Origin of the sequence: Mesorhizobium abyssinicae (assembly GCF_049887195.1) — a bacterium.
In the GTDB taxonomy this organism is placed as follows: Bacteria; Pseudomonadota; Alphaproteobacteria; order Rhizobiales; family Rhizobiaceae; genus Mesorhizobium; species Mesorhizobium abyssinicae.
Genome location: NZ_JARAKC010000002.1, coordinates 80,074 through 98,272 on the forward strand (window position 1 = coordinate 80,074; position 18,199 = coordinate 98,272).

Annotated in this window: 20 protein-coding genes and 1 pseudogene; 14 read left to right on the forward strand and 7 right to left on the reverse strand. The window is 65.6% G+C overall.

Features of this window, described 5'->3' with window-relative positions; all coding sequences use genetic code 11:
- Positions 1-95 precede the first annotated feature (95 nt).
- Together PU724_RS04880 and PU724_RS04885 are read left to right on the forward strand one after the other, a co-directional pair.
- The gene (locus tag PU724_RS04880) at positions 96-1,604 is read left to right on the forward strand and encodes a multicopper oxidase family protein (RefSeq protein ID WP_354420591.1); all 1,509 of its coding nucleotides are present in this window, start codon (positions 96-98) and stop codon (positions 1,602-1,604) included.
- A complete protein-coding gene (locus PU724_RS04885; RefSeq protein ID WP_128347007.1) occupies positions 1,601-2,167 on the forward strand; it encodes a cytochrome c in 567 nt (188 codons plus the stop codon). Before PU724_RS04880 ends, PU724_RS04885 begins: the two co-directional genes overlap by 4 nt.
- A gap of 18 nt (positions 2,168-2,185) precedes the next feature.
- Here PU724_RS04885 and PU724_RS04890 read toward each other — a convergent pair whose 3' ends face one another.
- The 3 genes and pseudogenes from PU724_RS04890 to PU724_RS04900 all read right to left on the reverse strand — a co-directional run bounded on the left by PU724_RS04890 (position 2,186) and on the right by PU724_RS04900 (position 4,230).
- Entirely contained in the window at positions 2,186-2,899 is a 714-nt protein-coding gene (locus PU724_RS04890) for a nickel/cobalt transporter (protein WP_354420593.1), read from the reverse strand.
- A 57-nt stretch (positions 2,900-2,956) separates the two neighbouring features.
- Positions 2,957-3,967 (reverse strand): annotated as a pseudogene (locus PU724_RS04895) (cation diffusion facilitator family transporter); the annotation flags it as partial.
- The gene (locus PU724_RS04900; RefSeq protein ID WP_354420595.1) at positions 3,964-4,230 is read right to left on the reverse strand and encodes a metal-sensing transcriptional repressor; all 267 of its coding nucleotides are present in this window, start codon (positions 4,228-4,230) and stop codon (positions 3,964-3,966) included. The pseudogene PU724_RS04895 and the gene PU724_RS04900, both read right to left, overlap by 4 nt.
- A gap of 113 nt (positions 4,231-4,343) precedes the next feature.
- Here PU724_RS04900 and PU724_RS04905 point away from each other — a divergent pair, with 113 nt between their 5' ends.
- The 5 genes from PU724_RS04905 (at position 4,344) to PU724_RS04925 (ending at position 7,994) form a co-directional block, all read left to right on the forward strand.
- Complete coding sequence (locus tag PU724_RS04905) at positions 4,344-4,490, forward strand: hypothetical protein (RefSeq protein ID WP_189605964.1); 147 nt, start codon at positions 4,344-4,346, stop codon at positions 4,488-4,490.
- Between the two features lie 78 nt (positions 4,491-4,568).
- A complete protein-coding gene (locus PU724_RS04910) occupies positions 4,569-5,024 on the forward strand; it encodes a hypothetical protein (RefSeq protein WP_127311823.1) in 456 nt (151 codons plus the stop codon).
- Positions 5,025-5,127: 103 nt separating this feature from the next.
- Positions 5,128-5,715 (forward strand): dihydrofolate reductase family protein, encoded by a 588-nt coding sequence (locus PU724_RS04915; protein WP_354420598.1) that lies wholly within the window; start codon positions 5,128-5,130, stop codon positions 5,713-5,715.
- 30 nt (positions 5,716-5,745) lie between these two features.
- Positions 5,746-6,705, forward strand: a complete 960-nt coding sequence (locus tag PU724_RS04920) for a squalene cyclase (protein ID WP_354420600.1) — start codon at positions 5,746-5,748, stop codon at positions 6,703-6,705.
- Positions 6,706-7,289: 584 nt separating this feature from the next.
- Positions 7,290-7,994 carry an SOS response-associated peptidase gene (locus tag PU724_RS04925; RefSeq protein ID WP_292169220.1) on the forward strand — a complete coding sequence of 235 codons (705 nt, stop codon included), beginning with the start codon at positions 7,290-7,292 and terminating at the stop codon, positions 7,992-7,994.
- Positions 7,995-8,025: 31 nt separating this feature from the next.
- Here the strand turns inward: PU724_RS04925 and PU724_RS04930 are convergent, their stop codons facing one another.
- A complete protein-coding gene (locus tag PU724_RS04930; RefSeq protein WP_292101888.1) occupies positions 8,026-8,346 on the reverse strand; it encodes a hypothetical protein in 321 nt (106 codons plus the stop codon).
- A 100-nt stretch (positions 8,347-8,446) separates the two neighbouring features.
- Between PU724_RS04930 and PU724_RS04935 the strand changes: the two genes are divergently transcribed.
- Both PU724_RS04935 and PU724_RS04940 read left to right on the forward strand, forming a co-directional pair.
- The gene (locus PU724_RS04935) at positions 8,447-8,623 is read left to right on the forward strand and encodes a hypothetical protein (RefSeq protein ID WP_354420602.1); all 177 of its coding nucleotides are present in this window, start codon (positions 8,447-8,449) and stop codon (positions 8,621-8,623) included.
- Positions 8,620-8,829 carry a hypothetical protein gene (locus PU724_RS04940; protein WP_127286627.1) on the forward strand — a complete coding sequence of 70 codons (210 nt, stop codon included), beginning with the start codon at positions 8,620-8,622 and terminating at the stop codon, positions 8,827-8,829. The genes PU724_RS04935 and PU724_RS04940 overlap by 4 nt, the downstream gene beginning before the upstream one ends.
- Before the next feature lie 58 nt (positions 8,830-8,887).
- Here PU724_RS04940 and PU724_RS04945 read toward each other — a convergent pair whose 3' ends face one another.
- The 3 genes from PU724_RS04945 to PU724_RS04955 all read right to left on the reverse strand — a co-directional run bounded on the left by PU724_RS04945 (position 8,888) and on the right by PU724_RS04955 (position 13,088).
- A complete protein-coding gene (locus PU724_RS04945; RefSeq protein ID WP_354420605.1) occupies positions 8,888-10,327 on the reverse strand; it encodes an FAD-binding oxidoreductase in 1,440 nt (479 codons plus the stop codon).
- A gap of 210 nt (positions 10,328-10,537) precedes the next feature.
- Positions 10,538-11,470, reverse strand: a complete 933-nt coding sequence (locus PU724_RS04950) for a dimethylarginine dimethylaminohydrolase family protein (RefSeq protein ID WP_127311353.1) — start codon at positions 11,468-11,470, stop codon at positions 10,538-10,540.
- Between the two features lie 31 nt (positions 11,471-11,501).
- On the reverse strand, positions 11,502-13,088 hold the full coding sequence (locus tag PU724_RS04955) for a zinc-binding metallopeptidase family protein (protein ID WP_354420607.1): 1,587 nt from the start codon (positions 13,086-13,088) through the stop codon (positions 11,502-11,504).
- An 82-nt stretch (positions 13,089-13,170) separates the two neighbouring features.
- On the opposite strand from PU724_RS04955, the gene PU724_RS04960 reads away from it, so the two are divergent.
- The 5 genes from PU724_RS04960 to PU724_RS04980 all read left to right on the forward strand — a co-directional run bounded on the left by PU724_RS04960 (position 13,171) and on the right by PU724_RS04980 (position 18,140).
- The gene (locus PU724_RS04960) at positions 13,171-14,067 is read left to right on the forward strand and encodes a LysR substrate-binding domain-containing protein (protein ID WP_126055475.1); all 897 of its coding nucleotides are present in this window, start codon (positions 13,171-13,173) and stop codon (positions 14,065-14,067) included.
- A 128-nt stretch (positions 14,068-14,195) separates the two neighbouring features.
- Positions 14,196-15,290, forward strand: coding sequence for an ABC transporter ATP-binding protein (locus PU724_RS04965; RefSeq protein WP_292101883.1), 1,095 nt, complete (start codon positions 14,196-14,198; stop codon positions 15,288-15,290).
- 71 nt (positions 15,291-15,361) lie between these two features.
- The gene (locus tag PU724_RS04970; protein ID WP_127311731.1) at positions 15,362-16,474 is read left to right on the forward strand and encodes an ABC transporter substrate-binding protein; all 1,113 of its coding nucleotides are present in this window, start codon (positions 15,362-15,364) and stop codon (positions 16,472-16,474) included.
- 24 nt (positions 16,475-16,498) lie between these two features.
- Entirely contained in the window at positions 16,499-17,332 is an 834-nt protein-coding gene (locus PU724_RS04975) for an ABC transporter permease (protein WP_292101882.1), read from the forward strand.
- A gap of 4 nt (positions 17,333-17,336) precedes the next feature.
- The gene (locus PU724_RS04980; protein WP_354420610.1) at positions 17,337-18,140 is read left to right on the forward strand and encodes an ABC transporter permease; all 804 of its coding nucleotides are present in this window, start codon (positions 17,337-17,339) and stop codon (positions 18,138-18,140) included.
- The last annotated feature ends 59 nt before the right edge of the window (positions 18,141-18,199 follow it).

Here is an 18,199-nt window from a genome sequence, read left to right on the forward strand (position 1 = left end):
ACCTCAGCCCTCGATCCGGCTTGACCTTCCAGCAACTGGAACCCTTAGCGTGGAGAAATCCGGCGGCGGACTCCCTCGATATCCAGGAGCAAACGATGCATCGACGCGGTTTTCTGGCGGCAGGCCTGGCGACGGTTCTGGCGAGCCCACGCGCGCTGGCGCAGATGAAGCTGGACGACATGTCCGGCATGGACATGAGCGGCCATGCCGGGCACGACATGGCCGCGATGGCCGAAGGCGCCGTCACCCTGCCCGAGGGCGAGGTGTTGCGCGACCTGCCGCTGCTCGCCAACGCGGCCGGCCGGCCAGGCCTGTTCAAGGCACGGCTAACGGCGGAAGCGGCCGTCACGCGCTTCGCCGAAGGGCTGGACACGCCGATCCTCGCCTATAATGGCACGAGCCCCGGGCCGCTGATCGAGGCCTTCGAGGGCGACCGCGTCGAGATCACCTTCGCCAACCGGATCGAAGGCGAGGCCAGCACCATCCACTGGCACGGCATGCCGGTGCCGGCCGATCAGGACGGCAATCCGATGGACCCGGTGGCGGCGGGCACTGACCGCATCTACGCCTTCGAGCTTCCGGAAGGGTCGGCCGGCTCCTACTGGTATCATCCGCACCCCCACGGCACGACCGCCGAGCAGGTCTATCGCGGCCTTGCCGGCGCCTTCGTCGTCAAGGCCAAGGCCGATCCGGTGCCGGCCGAATATGGCGATACCGTACTGGTGCTCACCGACCTCAGGCTCGCCGCCGACGGCTCGATGCCCGCCAACACCACGACCGACCTGATGAACGGCCGCGTCGGCGACCATGTGCTGGTCAACGGCCAGAAGAATCCCAGGCTTGCCGTGACGAAAGGCGCGGTGCGGCGCCTGCGTCTCTACAACGCCACCAATGCGCGCTTCCTGAAGCTCGCCTTCGACGGTGCGGCGATGACCGTCATCGGGACGGATGGCGGATTGCTGGCGGCGCCGGTTGCGGCCGACGAGATCCTGCTCAGCCCGGGCGAGCGCATCGAACTGGTGGTCTCCTTCGGCCGGCCAGGCCCCGTCACCCTCGCCACGCTTGACTACGATCGCGGCTGGATGGGGCCCGGTCGCCCGGCAGACGGTGGGCTGACACTGCTGACCGTCGACGTCGCCGAAGACGCGGGAGGAGCGATGCCGCCGCTGCCGGCGAGGCTGCGGCCGATCGCGCCGCTGCCTGCCCCCGCCTTTAGCCGGCGCCTCGTCTTCAGCGAAACCATGGCGATGAATGCCACCGGCATGGAAATGGGCTTCCTGATCAACGGCAAGGCCTTCGACATGGCGCGCGTCGACATCGTCGGCAAGGCCGGCGAGACCGAGCTCTGGGAGATCGTCAACCAGGCCGACATGGACCATCCCTTCCATGTCCACGGCACGCAGTTCCAGGTGATCGAGCACGAGCGCGACGGCAAGATCTCCAGGGCGCCCTTCCTTGCCTGGAAAGACACCGTCAACGTGGCGCGCGGCGAGACGCTGCGGCTGCTGCTGCGCCAGGAGCAGCCTGGCCGGCGCATGTATCACTGCCACATCCTCGAGCATGAGCAACTCGGCATGATGGGCGTTCTCGACGTCACGGCATGAGGGCGGGCATCGCATCCCGGGTGGCGATGCTGGCGCTTACCGGCTCGCTCGTTATGTCCTCGCCGCTGGCCGTGGCCTCGGGCGACGCGGTCGTTGCCGCCCGCCAGGCTTCAATGAAGGCGATGGCGGCGGCGGCGAAAACCGTTGCCGAGATGTTCGACGGCAAGCGAGCCTATGACGCTGCAGACTTCCGGACGGCGGCCGATACGCTTCGTACCCGCACCGGCCCCGTCCTGATCGCCGAATTTCCGTCAGGCACGCTCGGCGCGCCCTCCGGCGCCAAGGCTGAGATCGATCAGGCGCGGCCTGAATTCGAGGCGCTCGCCCGCCATATCGGCGGACTCGCCTCGGCGCTGGCCGCAAAGGCCGAAACGGCGCCGGCGCAAATCACCAGCGACATGCGCATGGGCGCGATGCTGCCGACGGATGGCGGCAGCCTGCTCGGCAAACGGCCGAACGCCGTGCATGTCGATCCTGCCAAGCTGCCGGCGGAGCATCTCCTGCATCTCATCCTGCAGGATTGTTCGAGCTGCCATTCGAAGTTCCGGCGGAAGGTGAAGTGACACAGGCGACCTATCGCTTCAATTCAACGTAACCTGCCAGACGGCAACGCCGGCCAGAACAAGGCCGGCAACGCCCTCGATGCCGCGCGAGAGTTGGTCGAACAGGCGCGGCCGGCTGTCGAAGAGATGCACGAGCCGCTCGCGAAACAAGATCGACAGCACGGCAACGCAGGACAGCGTCAACGCAACGCCGACCATCATGGTCAACGCAAAAAGGATGCCGGCGCCAGGGACGCCGCGCGATATGGCGAAAGTCATGACGAACAGCGTAAGCGGGCACGGGATCAGGCCGGCCATGAAACCCACGACCTCCCCTTCATACTGGTGGCTATGCCCATGGCCAAGCGCGCGCCAGACCATCCACGCGCCGATCACGCCGAGCAGCGCGCGGCTGACATCTTCGAGCACCGGCGCCCGACCGACGCTTCCCAATGCTAGCGACACAAGCGGCAGGGAGAGCACGGCGATCAGCACCGCTATCGTCACATGCGTGGCGGAAAGAGCGATCGAGGCAAGCAGACCGCGCGACACCTTCGTATCCGAGCCGGCGAGATAGGTGGCGAGCACCGCCTTGCTGTGTCCTGGCGTCAGCGCGTGGGCGGCGCCAAAGACGACGCCCATCGGCAGGAAGGAGAAGAACGCCAGCCAACCGCCGCCTGCCGCCAGAAGCTTGATCTGGTCGGCGAGCGCCAGGTAGATCGTGCGCTGGAAATCGACAAGGGTCTGAAGCATCGGGCGGGACTATAGCCGCCGGACGCGGCGAGCGTCAGCCCGATGTCCGGCATGGTCGCCGTGGCCATGGTGGTGCTGATGCGAGTGATCGTGCCGCTCGAACCGCACATTGGCCGCTGCCAGCGCCGGCATGTGCTGGAAGAGTTCGTCCTCGAGCATAGCCGCGAGCCTGCTCGCCTCGGCGAGCGGCAGGGTCTCATCGGCGGCAATGGCGATGTCGGCATGCAGCCTGTGGCCGATCCAGCGCGCCCTCGCATCGACGAGCCGCACTCCCGGCACATGCTCGGCCGCATGGTGAATTTCATCGACGATGCCGGGCTCGACACCGTCCAGCATGCGCGTCAGCACGGCTTTGGAAGACTGCCAGACAATGGCGAAGATAGCGATCGTGATCAGCAGGCCGATGATCGGATCGGCGAGTGGAAAACCCGCCCAGACGCCGATGGCGCCGAGGACGACCGCCAGGCTGGTGAAGCCGTCGGTGCGGGCGTGGTAGCCGTCGGCGATCAGCGCCGCGCTATTGATCTCGCGGCCGACGCGGACGCGGAACACGGCGACCGCTTCGTTGCCGATGAAGCCGATGAGGCCGGCGATCGCCACCCAGCCCAGGAGTTCGATCGCCCTTGGATGGATCAACCTGTCGATCGCCTCGTAGCCGGCGACGATGGCGCTGAACAGGATGATGAGCACGATGATGATGCCGGCAAGGTCCTCGACCCGGCCGAGGCCATAGGTGAAGGTCTTCGATGGCTTGCGCCTTGCAAGCATGAACGCGATCCAGAGCGGGATGGCGGTGACCGCGTCGCCGACATTGTGGATGGTGTCGGCAAGCAGCGCCACGCTGCCCGACAGAAGCACGACGACCAGCTGCAGCGCGGCCGTGATTGCCAGCACCACGAAGGACCATTTGATCGCCCAGATGCCGCGCGTCGTGGTGGCGATGGTGGGGTCGACCACGCCATGCGTATGGCCATGAGGGCCGTGACCGTCATGATGGTGGCCATGTCCGGCGTGATCGTGCGAACCGAGGCCGAACCAGTCGAGAACGCGTATGCCAAAACCGCTCATAGATATTTCGCCAATTGCTTGAGCTCGGCGAGCGCGTCAGGCGAGCCCCCCTCGGCGCTGTCGTTCAGGCAGTGCTCGATATGATCGTGGATCAGCTCGCGCTTGGCGCTGCTGATCGCGCTCTCCACGGCGTGGAGCTGCTGGGCAAGGTCGACGCAGGGGCGTTGCGCCTCGAACATCGAGAGCACCGCGGCAAGGTGGCCCTGCGCGCGTTTCAAACGCTTGACGATGGCGGGGTGCGAGGTGTGGATGCCTTCTGACATGGGGCGGGGAATATCCCCCCGGGGAGGATAGAGTCAAGCCGGCTGGAGGGCTTTCGGAGGCTGGTCCCGCCGGGGTTTGCAAAATATTAATTTGTTCAGCCGACGCTAATATGATGACCAAGAACCTCCACAACGCCACGCGCAACACTCCGATCCAGGAGATCAGGCCTTCGCTGCTTGGCAAGGTGGCGCCGGCGCTGTTTCCGCTGGTGGTCGTAGCGCTCGGCTATTTCGTCGGACGGCAGTTCTTCGGATTTTGAGGCCGGCGCGCCAGCCTTCGATCCCTCCTTCCCAGGCCCGCCCCCTGCCCTAGCTTCTCCGTGGAAGGAGAGAGCGGCATGGCGATCTATGGTCTCAGGGTGGTGAGCTTCATCTTCGCGGCGCTGGCGTTCGTACCGGCCGGCGCGCATCTGTTCTCGATGCTCAACAAGCTGAAGCTCGACGGCACGAGCTATCTCGCCGCGCAGCGCGCCTATGACGGCTGGAGCCTGTTCGGCAGCCTCGTGCTGGGCGCCCTGCTGTCGAGCGCGGCACTTGCGGTCGTGCTCTACCGCTCGGGCGGCGCCTTCGGCCTGGTGGCGCTTGCCTTCATCGCCATCGGCGCCACGCAGTTCGTGTTCTGGAGCTTCACCTTTCCGGCAAACCGGGCGACCCGCAACTGGACCATGCTGCCCGACAACTGGGAGATGCTCAGGCGGCAATGGGAATATTCGCACGCGGCGGCCGCCTGCCTCAACGCGCTGGCGCTGCTGTTGCTGTTCCTCGCGGCCCTGCGCCGCGACGCGGGGGTTTGACGGGCTCCGCCGGCGCCGGAAGCCAAATACCATCAGTCAGCTGCAAAACTGATTGCAATATGCAATTGGTCATGCATGCTGGCGAAGCGGAACGGAGACGCCGATGGCCAGGATCGTCTATTCCATGCTGACGTCGCTGGACGGCTACATAGAAGGGCCGGACAGAAATATCGGCTTGCCGGTGCCGGAAGGCGAGCTGCACCGGCATTTCAACGACGAAATGAGACGTACTTCGACTGTTCTCTGCGGCCGCAGGATGTATGACGCGATGCGCTTCTGGGACAGTCTGGAGCGAGAGACCGCCGACGACGAGGTCGAGCGCGACTTTGCCCACGCCTGGCGGGAAACGCCGAAGATCGTGTTCTCGACGACGCTCGGCGAAGTCGGCCTCAACGCCCGGCCGATGCGCGGCGACGCCGAGGCCGTTGCAAGGTCGCTCAAGGCGGAGACGGATGGCGAAATCAGCGTCGGCGGCGCCGACCTTGCCGCTCATCTGGCGCGAGCGGGTCTGATCGACGAATACCGGCTCTACATGCATCCGGTCGTGCTTGGCGGCGGCAAGCCGTACTTCCAGGTCGGCCTGTCGCTGGGGCTGGAGCCGCTCGGGACGGAAAGCCTGCCCCAGGGCGTGACGCTGCTGCGCTACGCGCCCATCAACCTCGCACCGGCCAAGGGAAGCGGCTACAAGTGAATCATCGATCTCCCGCCGACAGGCTCGCTCATGACTGACCCGGTCATTGTATGGCTCCTCGCTTCCGATCCGTCGATCCGCTGGCAGGTGATGCGAGACCTGCAGGACGCGCCGGAGCCGGTATGGATGGCGGAACGCGCCAAGGTGGAGAGCGAGGGCTGGGGCGCCCGGCTGCTTGCCTGCCAGGACGAGGACGGGCAATGGGCGGGCGGCGCCTTCGTGCCTGCCGGCTTCACCCCCGAAGAGTGGCGCGAGCACGGCCAGCCGTGGACGGCGACGTGCTTTTCGCTGTCGCAGTTGCGCGAGTTCGGCCTCGATCCCGCCTCGGACCGGGCCAGGCGCACCGTCGATCTGGTCGGCGCCAATTCACGCTGGGACGAAGGCGGCCAGCCCTATTGGCAGGGCGAGGTCGAGGAGTGCATCAACGGCCGCACCGTTGCCGACGGCGCCTATTTCGGCGTCGACGTCTCCGCCATCGTCGAGAGGCTGATCGGCGAGCGCCTCGACGACGGCGGCTGGAACTGCGAGCGGGCGAACGGCTCGCTCCGTTCCTCCTACGCCAGCACGATCAATGTGCTGGAAGGTCTGCTGGAATTCGAGCGCGCCACCGGCGGCACGGACCAATCGCGGCAGGCGCGCCGGTCGGGCGAGGAGTTCCTGCTCGAGCGCAAGCTGTTTCGCCGCCTCGCCACGGGCGAGCCGGCCGACGAACGGTTCCTGCGCTTCCTGCACCCGAACCGCTGGCGCTACGACATCCTGCGCGCGCTCGACCATTTCCGCTCCGCCGCGATACATGCCGGCACCGATCCCGATCCGCGGCTTGGCGAGGCCATCGACCATCTTCGTTCCAGACGCCTGGACGACGGCACATGGCCCCTCGACTGGAGCCTGCCGGGGCGGGTGTGGTTCGAGGTCGACGACGGCGAAGGCCAGCCCTCGCGGTGGGTAACGCTCAGGGCGATGCGGGTGCTGAAATGGTGGGAGCAGTAGCGCGGGTGGAAAGCGCCGCCAGCCTGCGCTTGCGGACCGGGGCGCCGGTACACGTTGGTCCTAGGCCCTAGGTCGCTATTGCCCAAGTATTAGCATGAGCGCATGTTCAAGCAGCCGGCGAGGTCGCAGAAGCCGGTCAGGCCCGGCGGCCAACCCATACATCACCCCCCCTCGGCGGCCGGGCCACCTAACTTCCCGAAAGTGATATGAGGTACGATCCAGGTCGCGGGAGAGTTGCGGCGGCGGAGGGATTGGCGGCGCAAATCTTCTGGCGCCGGGGGGCCAGCCGGGGGCGCGAAAGATCGATGCGGAGGCAACAAGTGCCTCAGCGCTTCGTCGAAGCAAAAGCCTTTGGCTCAGGGAGCCTTGGAAACGGTGGTCGCGGCGAGCGCCCCGAGCTTGCCCGCCTTGAGCAGTACCGGCCTGGCGTAGGTCTTCTTCACGGAATCTCTCCTTCAGCAGATGCCAAACTTTCTGCTGCTTCGCCGCTCCTGTCAACGCGGCGGGGGGTTTGCACGGCCGGCTCTGGCGCTTTGCCGAGAAATGCGCGAACAATTCCTCCCTGTGAGACGGCGGGCTGCATCATGTGCAACCTCTACAACATCACCACCAGCCAGGAGGCGATCCGCCAGTGGACGCGCGCCCTGCGCGACGTCATCGGCAACCTCGAACCCTCGATCGACATCTATCCCAACCAGTTCGCCCCGGTGGTGCGCAACGCGGCGGACGGGGCGCGCGAACTTGCCAGTCTGCGCTGGGGCATGCCGACGCCACCGGAGCGCATGCGCGGCAATGCCGACCCCGGCACCACCAACATCCGGAACCCGCAATACGCCCACTGGATGCCTTACCTCGGCGTCGAGAACCGATGCGTGGTGCCGGTGACGAGTTTCGCCGAGCCCTCGCCCCAGCCTGGCGACAAGGACCCCGAGACCGGGGTGCAGAAGAACTTCTGGTTCGCGCGCGGCGAGGATCGGCCGCTGTTCTTCTTCGCCGGCCTGTGGACGCCCTGGCAAGGCGTGCGCAAGGTCAAGGAAGGTCCGGGCGACCATCAGCTCTACGGCTTCCTGACCACCAAGCCCAATGCGCTGATCGCGCCGATCCACGAGAAGGCGATGCCGGTGATCCTGACCACGCCGGAGGAGATCGTGACGTGGCTGACCGCGCCCTGGCCGGAAGCGCGGAAGCTGCAGCGCCCGGCGCCGGACGACGCGCTGGTGATCGTCGACAAGCCGGCGACGCAGATCAAGTTTCCGGCGGAGCCGCCGGCGCAGGGATCGTTGTTCTAAAAGCCAAAGCTGGCAATGGCCGCCCGCCTTCTTATTGCTCATCCCGCCACACGACACGCCGCACCGTCCTTATCTCGGCAAGTCGCCTCACCCGGATGCCCTGCCTTTCCAGGGCCGACGGGCTCTGCGTCTCGGCATGCATGAATTCGTTCTTGCCGCAGCGCTCGCAGCGCATCTTGCTGCCCACCAGGTCAGGTTCAATGTCGCCGAAAATCTTCATGAGGTCGTCGGGCTGATACCAGCGCTTGACGTTGCACAACCCGCAGCGGACGAGCACGAGCTGCCCAATCTCATGGGCGTTGCTGAGCCGCCGCCCGCCGCCGCGCTTTCGTCTTCCGTCAGTATCAGGCATGCCTAATAATAGGAACGCATTCCTCTTCCGGTCAATTCGCCCTTGACAATTTTGTACCCTTTTTGTTCACTTCGCACACGATATACGAGGAGGTGTCGGGATGGACCTGATCGTGAGGCTGGACAGCCGCCAGGAAGCGGCGCTTCAGGCCGTAGCCCACAAGTTCATTGCGCTCCACAAGGGCGATGCGGTGAAGGCGCTGAAGGAGATGATCGTACTCAATGGGCATCTACAGGGGCGCCTCGATGGGCTGCAGGCTCCAAGGAGGCGGCCATGAGCATCCTGCATCTCGACGCCGAAGCGCAGGCTGAATTGCAGGCCGAGGCCGAGAAGCTGATCGCCCGCTACGCGAGCCCGCTAGAGACGGTGAAAGCGCTGATGGCCTACAATTGCGAATTGGAGACACAAATCCTCGCGCTCGCTCACCGCCACCCGGAGCTGGTGACGGTGAGCTATGATGATACACCGGCGGTGATCGGCTGAGCCCCGTTGGCGCGACGACGCGGTTGCCCGCGCCGTCGCCTCGGCGGATGCCTGGCCGTCATGCCGCCCGCAGACCCTCCTTCGGACGCAGGTTCTGGTTCATGCGGAACAGGTTCTGCGGGTCGTAGCGCTGCTTGATCTCCAGCAGCCGGCGATAGTTGCCGCCATAGGCAGCTTCGACCCGGTCGATCTCGTCCTCCGGCATGAAGTTCACGTAGGCCGTACCGACGGCATAGGGCCTTGTCGCCTCGTAGACACCGCGGGCCCAGTCGATGCAGGCCTTGTCCATTGCCGGTTCGCGCCAGCGGGCGTGGACGTTCATGACGAAATGCGAGCTGCGCTGCGGGAACGCCGTGGCGTCCGCCGCCACACGACCGGCCGCGCCACCGATATGGGCGAAGAACACCTCGCATTCGGGGCCTGGCAGCTTGGCTATCGCCGCCGTGGTGATCTCGATCGCGCTGTCGGAAAGCTCGGTGAAGTCATGGCTCTTCCAGTAATTGCGGGCGCCGGGCGCAAGCAGCGGGTCGAAGGCCTGCTGCCAGCCGGTGAGCGGATTGGGCCCGACGACATCGGCGATCGGCGAGCCGATGGCGCGCAGCTTCCGCGTCGCCTTTTCGCCGGCCTCGATGTCGCCGCAATAGCACATGGCCAGCACCAGCACCTCCTTGCCGTGCCATTCGGCCGGCAGGAAGGGCAGCGGCGGCGCCTGCCGCATGACGACCCAGCAGGTCAGTTCGTCGGGCGCGGTCTCCAGTGCCTCGCGATATTCGCGCAGCACTTTCTGGGCATCGGCGAAGGGATGGACGACGAGGCCCGACAGCACTTGCGGCCCGAATTGGTGAAGTTGGAACTCGAACGCCGTGACGATGCCGAAATTGCCGCCGCCGCCGCGCAGCGCCCAGAACAAATCGGGATTTTCGCTCTGGCTGGCGCGCAGTAGCTTGCCGTCGGCGGTGACCACATCGGCGGAGACGAGATTGTCGATGGTCAGGCCGAATTTGCGGGTGGTCCAGCCAAAGCCGCCGCCCAGCGTCAGGCCGGCAATGCCTGTGGTCGAGTTGATGCCGACCGGCACCGTCAGTCCGAAGGCCTGTGTTTCCCTGTCGACATCGACGAGCGTGGCACCCGGCCCAACCCAGGCGCGGCGCGCCGCGACGTCGACCCGCACCGACTTCATCAGCGACAGATCGATCATCAGACCACCGTCGCAGACGGCGCTGCCGGCGATGTTGTGGCCGCCGCCACGCACGGAGACGAGTAGCTTGTTTTCGCGGGCGAAATTCACGGCGGCAACGACATCGGAGGCGCCGACGCAGCACACGATCAGCGCCGGCCGCCGGTCGATCATGCTGTTCCAGATGCTGCGTGCGCCGTCATAGGCGGCGTCACCTTCCCGCAGCACCGTACCGCGAATTTGCGCCGAGAAAGCGTCCACGGCCGCGGCGTCGACGGTCGCCTTAGCGCCGTCAAGGGTGGTGAAGCTCATGGCATTCATGCTTTCCTCCCGATCTTGTTGGTGAGCCCCCAGCATTTTAGTGTGCGCTTATGTTAGATTTCTCGCAAGTTTTCGTCGGCAACGAGGCTTGCGCGGTAGAGCAATAATTCGAGCTAGATGAAGCCGGACAGCTCACGACTCGGCGAAATCCTCTGTCCGACAGAACAAAGGATGCCAGGATTGAGCCAGCCCGGCTCCTGTGACGCCCTCTTACGCCTTCTCGCGCTTCAGCGCCTGCGCCATGCAGTGGATGCCGCCGCCGGTTTTGGAGATCTCGCTCATATCGATCGCCGCGACCTCGAAGCCGCGCGCCCTCAACTGGCCGATCAGCGTCTGGCTCGACGTCGGCGCGATCACCCTGTCCTTGCCGAGCGACATGAAGTTGCAACCGAGCGCCATCGTGTCCTGGAAGGGTACGTCGATGATCTCGTGCCCCTTGCCCTTCAGCCAATCGACGATGCCGGGTTCGGTGCAGGCGAGGCACACCGCGGTAAGCTTTTCGGCGATCGGCACGACCATCAGGTCGATGTGGACGTAGTACTCGTCGATGAAGGCAATGCGCGTCTCCCAGCCCTCCTTATCGAACCAGGCTTGCACCTGGCGCGCGCCCTCCTCCTGGGTGCGGGCGCCGCCGCAGCCGATCAGCACCACGCCGTCCTCGATGACGTTGAAGTCGCCGCCTTCGAAAGTGCCGGCGGTGACCATGTCGTAGATAGGGATGCCGAGCTTTTCATAGGTGCGGATCGCGGCGTAGTTCTCGCCGCGCCGCCACCAGTTGGCCATGGCGGTGATGAAGGCGCCGTAGGGAGTCATGACGCTGGAGTCGCGCGAATAGACCTGCATCGGCAGTTCCGGCGTCGGCTCATGCCAATGGATGTTGACGCCGAAATGCTCGTAGGCGGCGACCAGGTCCTTGTGCTGCGCCTGCGCGATCTGGACGTTGCAGGGCGCCTCGCGCAGATGTTTTCTGGACAGCGAGCTGGTCGACAGATGGCGCAGGAAGTTCGGCGAGCCGAGCAAGACGTCGGTCAGCACATCGGTCTCGTTGGCGAAGCCCCAGGCGGTCAGCGGCTTGGTGCCGCCGTTGGGGTTGCGGCGCTGCAGCGAGAACGGCTCGGCGACGATGCGGTCATGGACGGTCATGGTTGTTCTCCTCGAGGTGGTCTGCTTGAGATCATTGGCTGCTTGGTATCCACCAGTCGCGCCCACGCGCGGTGGTGACATATTCCGGCCAGCGGAAATTGATCGGCGGCTCGTAGTCGCAGAGCGGCGCGATCCAATTCGCGCCGCCGATGCCACCGCCGGTGCGGGCAACGAACTCGTCCATGGCGGCATCGCGCGCGGCCTTGTCCTCGAGCAGGCGCAGCGCCGTCAGCGCAACAGTCTTGGAAGCACAGGTCACCATCGGGTCGATCGTCGCGGCAATGGCGCCCAGCGCGTTCATCACCCAGCCTGGCCAGGCATGGCCGTTTGCCGAGCGCAGCGCCGGGCGCGCGACATAGAAACGCGCCGTCGGCGCATGCCAGCTCATGTCGGTGTAATCGTCGGAGGTCGAGTTGACCTGCGAAGGCGGCAGATCGCGACGCAGGATCGCCTCGGCCTCCCGTGGCGAAATCAGCCGCTCCAGCTCGTCGATGAAAGGGTTTTCGGTCGCGACCCCGCCGGCACTGACCTGGATTTCCCGAGCGACGGCTCTCGCTTCTTCGTCCCAGCGCGGCGGACCGACAGTCGAAAGCGCCGCGTAGGTTATCTCGGCCATGGCATGGTTGGCGAGGCCTGGCCGCGACTTCGACACCCAATGGCGCTCGTGGCGACAGCCGCTCATGGTCGCCGCCGCCTCCGCGTTGCGGTCGAGTACGGCGGTGACCTGCTCGGCCATGGCAATGGTCGGAACGCGGATCATATACTGGATCTCGGCCAGTCCAGCCGGCAGATTGTCGGCGGTCGCCTGCCCCGCGGTCAGGATCGCCTCGCTGATCGACCAGCCGCCCTGGTGCGGCAGCATGGAATCGCGCAGCGCCTTGGAAGCCATGTACATCAGCATCAGCGCGTCGTTGGCACCCGGCGCCCTCACCGCCGAATGCGCCTGCGGGATGGGAGCGCCATCGCTTGCGCGAACCCAATTTTCCGGCTCGTCGCAGATGAAGCGATAGATCATCGCGTAAGCGGCGCCGCAATGGGTGTCCCAGCGCGCGGTGTTGCAGAGCGGCAGCATGTAGAAAGGATGGAAGGAGATCATGCCGGCAAGGCCGTCATAGTAGCCCTTGGCGGCATGGATCGGCTTCGAGCCCCTCACCTTCTCGGCCGGCTCGCCGGTGAAGCGCAAAGTGCCTGGAATGCCGTGGCGTTGCATCGCCGCCTTGGTGGCGAGCAGGCCGCCTAGGCTGGCGATGCCGAGCCCCGAATGCGGATCGGTGTGGCCGCCGGCCTCGACACCGAGGCCTGGGCGCGGTCGCTTCACCGGCGCCGCATCCTGGCAGTTGCCGGGCACGGCGTCGTACTCGGCATACATGCCGACGGTTGGGCCGGCGCCGTTGGTCCAGTGGGCGCAAAAGGCGGTCGGCATGCCGCCCGAGCCTTCCTCGACCGAAAAGCCTTCGCGCTTCAGGCGTTCGACATACCAGGCGGCCGACTGGTACTCGCGCCAGGCGGTCTCGCCGAAGTCGAAGATGGTGCGCGTCCATGCCGATAGCGACGGCTGGATGTCGTCGAGGCAGGCAAGCGCGGTCGCTTGCGCCGATGTCGTCGCCGGTTGCTCCATGGTGAGAAGAAAGCAGTGAAGCGGCTTTTCAAAAAGTGATATGTTTTCCCGGCTCGTGCAAATTCGGTTCACCTGAGGTCCCTTGCGCATACCATCCACACAAGCCCTGCGTGCCCTCGACAGCTTCGCCCGTCATGGCAGCGTGTGGCGCGCCGCCGACGAACTGCACCTCACCCGCAGCGCCGTCTCGCACCAGCTCCGCCTGCTCGAACGCGACCTCGGCTTCGACCTTTTGGAGCGCATCGGCAAGGGAGTGGCGCTCACCCCGCGCGGCCAGCGCTACGCCAGCGACGTGCGCAAGGCGCTGACCGTTCTCGGCGACGCTGTGGGGCGCAACGCCGGCACCGGCGTCGGCGGCTCGTTCGCCGTCTCCTGCACGCCGGGCTTCGCCTCGCTGTTCCTCTGCACCCATATCGGCGAGTTCCGGCAGATGTACCCGGATGTCGCGCTGCACATCCTGACGCCGAGGCGGCTCGACGACGTCAGCAATCCCGACGCCGACGCCTTCATCGCCTTCGGTGTCGGCAACTGGCCGAACCGCGCGGCCGAGCTTCTGTGCGAGATCTCGTTCACCCCGCTCTGCAGCCCGACGCTGCTCAACAAGGTCGGCGGTTTTTCCAAACCCGCCGACGTGCTGCGCGCCAACCTCCTGCATCTCGGCGATACCGAGGACTGGGCGCGCTGGCTGGCGCTGTCCAAGGTGGAGAACCCCGACACCGAAGGCGGCATCTTCTTTTCCGACATGAACCTCGTCTTCTCTGCGGCGATCGCCGGCCAGGGCATAGCCATGGGTGACGAATTGACCAGCCGCAAGGCGCTGAACGAGGGCCGGCTGGTGCGCCCTTTCGACATCGCGATCAAATCGCCGCGGTCGTATTTCCTGGTGTCGGAGCACGCCAAGGCCAACCATCCGGTGCTGCAGGCGTTCGGCGGATGGCTGCGATCGAAGCTGTCGGAGAACCGGGTCGGGCCGTATTGAGGCGGAGCGCCCTTTCCGCCTAGTCGGCCCAGACGTGAATCAAATTTGCCGATCAGACGAAAACTATTCGATTGCGGTGAACGCGCGCCGTGCCTACGATTTCAACCGAGACTGAGGAAGAGGCAGGAATGCAGCAACCCGGCCGGGCCGCAGAAATCAAGGCGAACGGGATCGGCAAGAGCTTCGGCTCGTTCCGGGCGCTGGACAATCTGACGCTCGATATCGGCCGCGGCGAGTTCCTGACCCTGCTCGGGCCGTCGGGCTCCGGCAAGACGACATTCCTGATGATCCTGGCCGGCTTCGTGCAGCCGAGCGAGGGCCGCCTGTTCAGCGACGGTGTCGACATCACTCAACGGCCGGCCGAGCAGCGCGCCGCCGGCATGGTGTTCCAGGGCTACGCTTTGTTCCCGCATATGAGCGTCGAGCAGAACATCGCCTTCCCGCTCAAGGTGCGCAAGAAAACGGCCACCGAGATAAGGCAGCGCGTCGGCGAGATGGTCGAGCGCGTCGGGCTGAAGGGCCACGAGAAGAAATTGCCGGCGCAGCTTTCCGGCGGCCAGCAGCAGCGCGTGGCGCTCGCCCGCGCACTGGTGTTCGAGCCGGGCGTGCTCCTGCTCGACGAGCCGTTCTCGGCGCTGGACAAGAGCCTGCGCGGCCAGATGCAGGCCGAGATGAAGCGGCTGCACCAGGAGACCGGCACCACCTTCGTCTTCGTCACCCACGACCAGAGCGAGGCGCTGGCGCTGTCGTCGCGCGTCGCCATTTTCAACCATGGCAAGCTGTTGCAGGTCGGCGCCCCGGACGAGGTCTATGACCGGCCCGCAAATCGCTTCGTCGCCGAGTTCCTGGGCGAGATCAACATGCTGCCGGTGAAGGGCGTCAAGCCCGCCGACAATGGCGCCGTCGGCCTGTGCGAAGACCGCGCGGTCAACATGCGCTGCAAGGCCGAGACGGTCAAAGGCGACGCCCTGCTGGCGATCCGACCGGAGCACATGTCGATCGCGCGCGAGGCGGCGGTGGGCGAGAACGGCATCGCGGCGACCGCGATCGCCTCCACCTATCTGGGCGCTGCGACCAGGCTTGATCTTACGACGCGCCAAGGTTCGAAAGTGACGGTGTCGGTGCCGAACGAGGTGGCCGCGGCGGCGCTAAGCAAGGGCAATTCCGTCTGGCTGACCTGGCCGGCCGAAAAAGGTTTCCTCCTTCCGGACGGAGGACAATGACCGCCGCTGCGGCCTGACCTCGCCGCACCGGCTTTCCGGATCAGATCAACGACAAAACAAGGGGAACTGACATGACCGATACCAAGAAACACGCCATCGAATCCCTTGCCGCCAGGGCAAGGAGCGGCGAGATCTCGCGCCGCCAGTTCGCGCAACTGGCAGGCCTCGTGCTGGCAGGCACGCCGCTGCTCATGCGCTCGACCGGCGCCTTCGCCGCGGCAAAGGAACTGGTGCTGGTGAACTGGGGCGGCGACGCCATCACCGCCTATGACGCGGCCTATGGCCAGGCCTTCACCAAGGACACCGGCATCACCGTCAAGATGGACGGCTCGGGCCCGACCGAAGGCGCGATCGCGGCGCAGTTCAAGAGCGGCGCGCCGACCTGGGACCTCGTCGACGTCGATCCGTTCTCGGCGATCACGCTGGGCGCGCAAGGCATGCTGGAGCCGATCGACTACGCGGTCGTCGACAAGAAGAAGATGCGCGAGGGCTTCGGCTGGGAATACGCCGCCTCGACCTATTTCTTCTCCTATGTGATCGCCTACGATTCGGAGAAATACGGCAGCGAGGCGCCGACCGGCATGGCCGATTTCTTCGACGTGAAGAAATTCCCCGGCAAGCGCTCGCTCTACAAATGGGGCGTGTCGAGCTGGGAGGCAGCGCTTCTCGCCGACGGCATCGCGCCGGCCTCGCTCTACCCGCTCGATTTGAAGCGCGCGCATGACAAGATCGCCGCCTTCAAGGAGAATGTTGTCGCCTATTGGGGTGGCGGCGCCGAAAGCCAGAGCGTGCTGCTCAACGGCGAGGCCTCGATGGCGATCGTGTGGTCGACGCGCGCCTCGCTGATCGAGCAGGACTCCGGCGGCAAGATCAAATTCATCTGGGACCAGGGCCTGATCTCGCCCGGCGCGCTGGCCGTGCTGAAGAACAACCCCGGCGGCAAGGACGCGGCGATGAAGTTCATCGCCAGCGCGCAGGATCCGCAGAAGCAGCTGGTCATGTTCGACAAGCTCGGACAGGGCCCGGCCAATCCGGCCGCCGACGCGCTGATCCCCGCCGACAAGAAGCGCATCAACCCGGTCGATCCCGAGAACATGAAGAAGCAGATCGCGCTCGACATGGAGTGGTACGCCAAGAATTACGGGCCGGCGCTCGACGAATACACCAAGATCATCTCCGCCTGAGCGGGCGCGGATTTTCTGACTGACATGAGAGGCACCCTCTCCGACAGGACGGGCGCGGCGCTGTTGATGGCGCCGCTGCTCCTGTTCCTCGTGCTTGCCTATGCCTGGCCCTTCCTCGGCGTGGTGAAGTGGAGCTTCACTTTGCCGACACCGGGGCTCGGCCAATATGCCGCGCTCGCGACCGACCCGCTGGTGCAGTCGGTGTTCATCCGCACGCTGCGCATTGCGCTCATCGTCACGCTGGTGTCGGTCACCGCCGCCTATGCCATCACCGTGGTGTGGGTGCGCGGCAGTCCGGCGCAGCGCGTGCTCGCCGAATTCTGCATCCTGGTGCCGTTCTGGATCTCGGTGCTGACGCGCGCCTTCGGCTGGGTGGCGCTGCTCTCCAACCGCGGCCTGATCAACACCTGGCTGCAGTCGATGGGCTTCATTTCCGAGCCGCTCACCCTGGTGCGCAACGAATTCGGCGTCATTGTCGGCATGACGCATTTCCTCATTCCCTTCGCGGTGTTTCCGTTGGCATCGGCCATGCGCAGCCTCGACGAGCGCGTGCTGCTCGCGGCGCGCGGTCTGGGCTCCAGCCGCATGCGCACCTTCTGGACGGTGTTCGTGCCGATGACGCGCTCCGGCATCATCGGCTCGGCGATGATCGTCTTCGTCTTTTCGCTGGGCTTCTTCGTCACGCCGGCGATCCTCGGCGGCGGCCGCAGCGTGATGATCGCCGAGCTGATTTATTTGCGCATCTTCCAGAGCCCAGACTGGGGGCTGGGCGCGGCGATCAGCGTCGTGCTGGTGCTGTTCGTCGGCGCGCTGATGGCGCTCCTGTTCCGCTACGTCAAACCGAAGCAGCTGGTGTAGCGCGATGCCGACCTATCGTCCCGGTCCCGTCTCGCTGATCCTCGCCGTGCTGGTGGCGCTGTTCCTGCTGCTGCCGCTGCTTGCCGTCATCCCGGTGTCGCTGACGCCGAGCCGGATGCTGGCAATGCCGTCGGGCGAACTGTCGCTGCGCCACTACCGATCGCTCTACGAGGACCCGCGCTGGATCGACGCCATTTTGCTGTCGATCCGGATCGGCGTGGTCAGCAGCGCCATCTCGACCGTGCTGGCGCTCTGTTTCAGCCTTGGGGTGTGGATGTTCCAGCCGCGCTTCACAGCCGCACTCGTCGGCTTCGTGCTGTTGCCGATGGTGGTGCCGCCGGTGGTGTCGGCGATCACGCTCTACTTCCTGCTGACCTCGATCTCGGGGGCGAGCGCGTTCTTCGGCTACGACACCTGGCTCGGCGTGGCGATGGCGCATTCGGTGATGACGGTGCCCTTCGCGACGGTGCTGATTCTGGTCTCGCTCAGCCAGCTCGACCGCCGCATCGACCTCGCCGCGCGCGGCCTCGGCGCCAGCGTGTGGGAGCGCGCGACGCGCGTCATCATGCCCAACATCAAGTTCGGCATCGTCACCGCTGCGCTACTTTCCTTCGTGCTGTCCTGGGAGGAGATCGGCGTGACGCTGTTCATCACCTCGGTCAACGCCATCACGCTGCCTCGCCTGATGTGGATGGGGCTGCGCGACAACATCGATCCGGCGATCGCCGCGCTCTCGGTGATCCTGATCATCATCACCGTGCTGGTGCTTGCGGTGAGGAGCGTGGTGACCAGACGCGCAGCGCCGTAAAGCGATTCACCGTTTCACGGAAACAGGGCGAAAGGCAGACAAGACATCGGCACCGGCCT

What these genes read in the sequence shown, in the direction of transcription:
- PU724_RS04880 (WP_354420591.1), top strand. Translation starts at nt 96, where the DNA reads ATGCATCGACGCGGTTTTCTGGCGGCAGGCCTGGCGACGGTTCTGGCG.
- PU724_RS04885 (WP_128347007.1), top strand. Translation starts at nt 1,601, where the DNA reads ATGAGGGCGGGCATCGCATCCCGGGTGGCGATGCTGGCGCTTACCGGC.
- PU724_RS04890 (WP_354420593.1), bottom strand. Translation starts at nt 2,899, where the DNA reads ATGCTTCAGACCCTTGTCGATTTCCAGCGCACGATCTACCTGGCGCTC.
- PU724_RS04900 (WP_354420595.1), bottom strand. Translation starts at nt 4,230, where the DNA reads ATGTCAGAAGGCATCCACACCTCGCACCCCGCCATCGTCAAGCGTTTG.
- PU724_RS04905 (WP_189605964.1), top strand. Translation starts at nt 4,344, where the DNA reads ATGACCAAGAACCTCCACAACGCCACGCGCAACACTCCGATCCAGGAG.
- PU724_RS04910 (WP_127311823.1), top strand. Translation starts at nt 4,569, where the DNA reads ATGGCGATCTATGGTCTCAGGGTGGTGAGCTTCATCTTCGCGGCGCTG.
- PU724_RS04915 (WP_354420598.1), top strand. Translation starts at nt 5,128, where the DNA reads ATGGCCAGGATCGTCTATTCCATGCTGACGTCGCTGGACGGCTACATA.
- PU724_RS04920 (WP_354420600.1), top strand. Translation starts at nt 5,746, where the DNA reads ATGACTGACCCGGTCATTGTATGGCTCCTCGCTTCCGATCCGTCGATC.
- PU724_RS04925 (WP_292169220.1), top strand. Translation starts at nt 7,290, where the DNA reads ATGTGCAACCTCTACAACATCACCACCAGCCAGGAGGCGATCCGCCAG.
- PU724_RS04930 (WP_292101888.1), bottom strand. Translation starts at nt 8,346, where the DNA reads ATGCCTGATACTGACGGAAGACGAAAGCGCGGCGGCGGGCGGCGGCTC.
- PU724_RS04935 (WP_354420602.1), top strand. Translation starts at nt 8,447, where the DNA reads ATGGACCTGATCGTGAGGCTGGACAGCCGCCAGGAAGCGGCGCTTCAG.
- PU724_RS04940 (WP_127286627.1), top strand. Translation starts at nt 8,620, where the DNA reads ATGAGCATCCTGCATCTCGACGCCGAAGCGCAGGCTGAATTGCAGGCC.
- PU724_RS04945 (WP_354420605.1), bottom strand. Translation starts at nt 10,327, where the DNA reads ATGAATGCCATGAGCTTCACCACCCTTGACGGCGCTAAGGCGACCGTC.
- PU724_RS04950 (WP_127311353.1), bottom strand. Translation starts at nt 11,470, where the DNA reads ATGACCGTCCATGACCGCATCGTCGCCGAGCCGTTCTCGCTGCAGCGC.
- PU724_RS04955 (WP_354420607.1), bottom strand. Translation starts at nt 13,088, where the DNA reads ATGGAGCAACCGGCGACGACATCGGCGCAAGCGACCGCGCTTGCCTGC.
- PU724_RS04965 (WP_292101883.1), top strand. Translation starts at nt 14,196, where the DNA reads ATGCAGCAACCCGGCCGGGCCGCAGAAATCAAGGCGAACGGGATCGGC.
- PU724_RS04970 (WP_127311731.1), top strand. Translation starts at nt 15,362, where the DNA reads ATGACCGATACCAAGAAACACGCCATCGAATCCCTTGCCGCCAGGGCA.
- PU724_RS04975 (WP_292101882.1), top strand. Translation starts at nt 16,499, where the DNA reads ATGAGAGGCACCCTCTCCGACAGGACGGGCGCGGCGCTGTTGATGGCG.
- PU724_RS04980 (WP_354420610.1), top strand. Translation starts at nt 17,337, where the DNA reads ATGCCGACCTATCGTCCCGGTCCCGTCTCGCTGATCCTCGCCGTGCTG.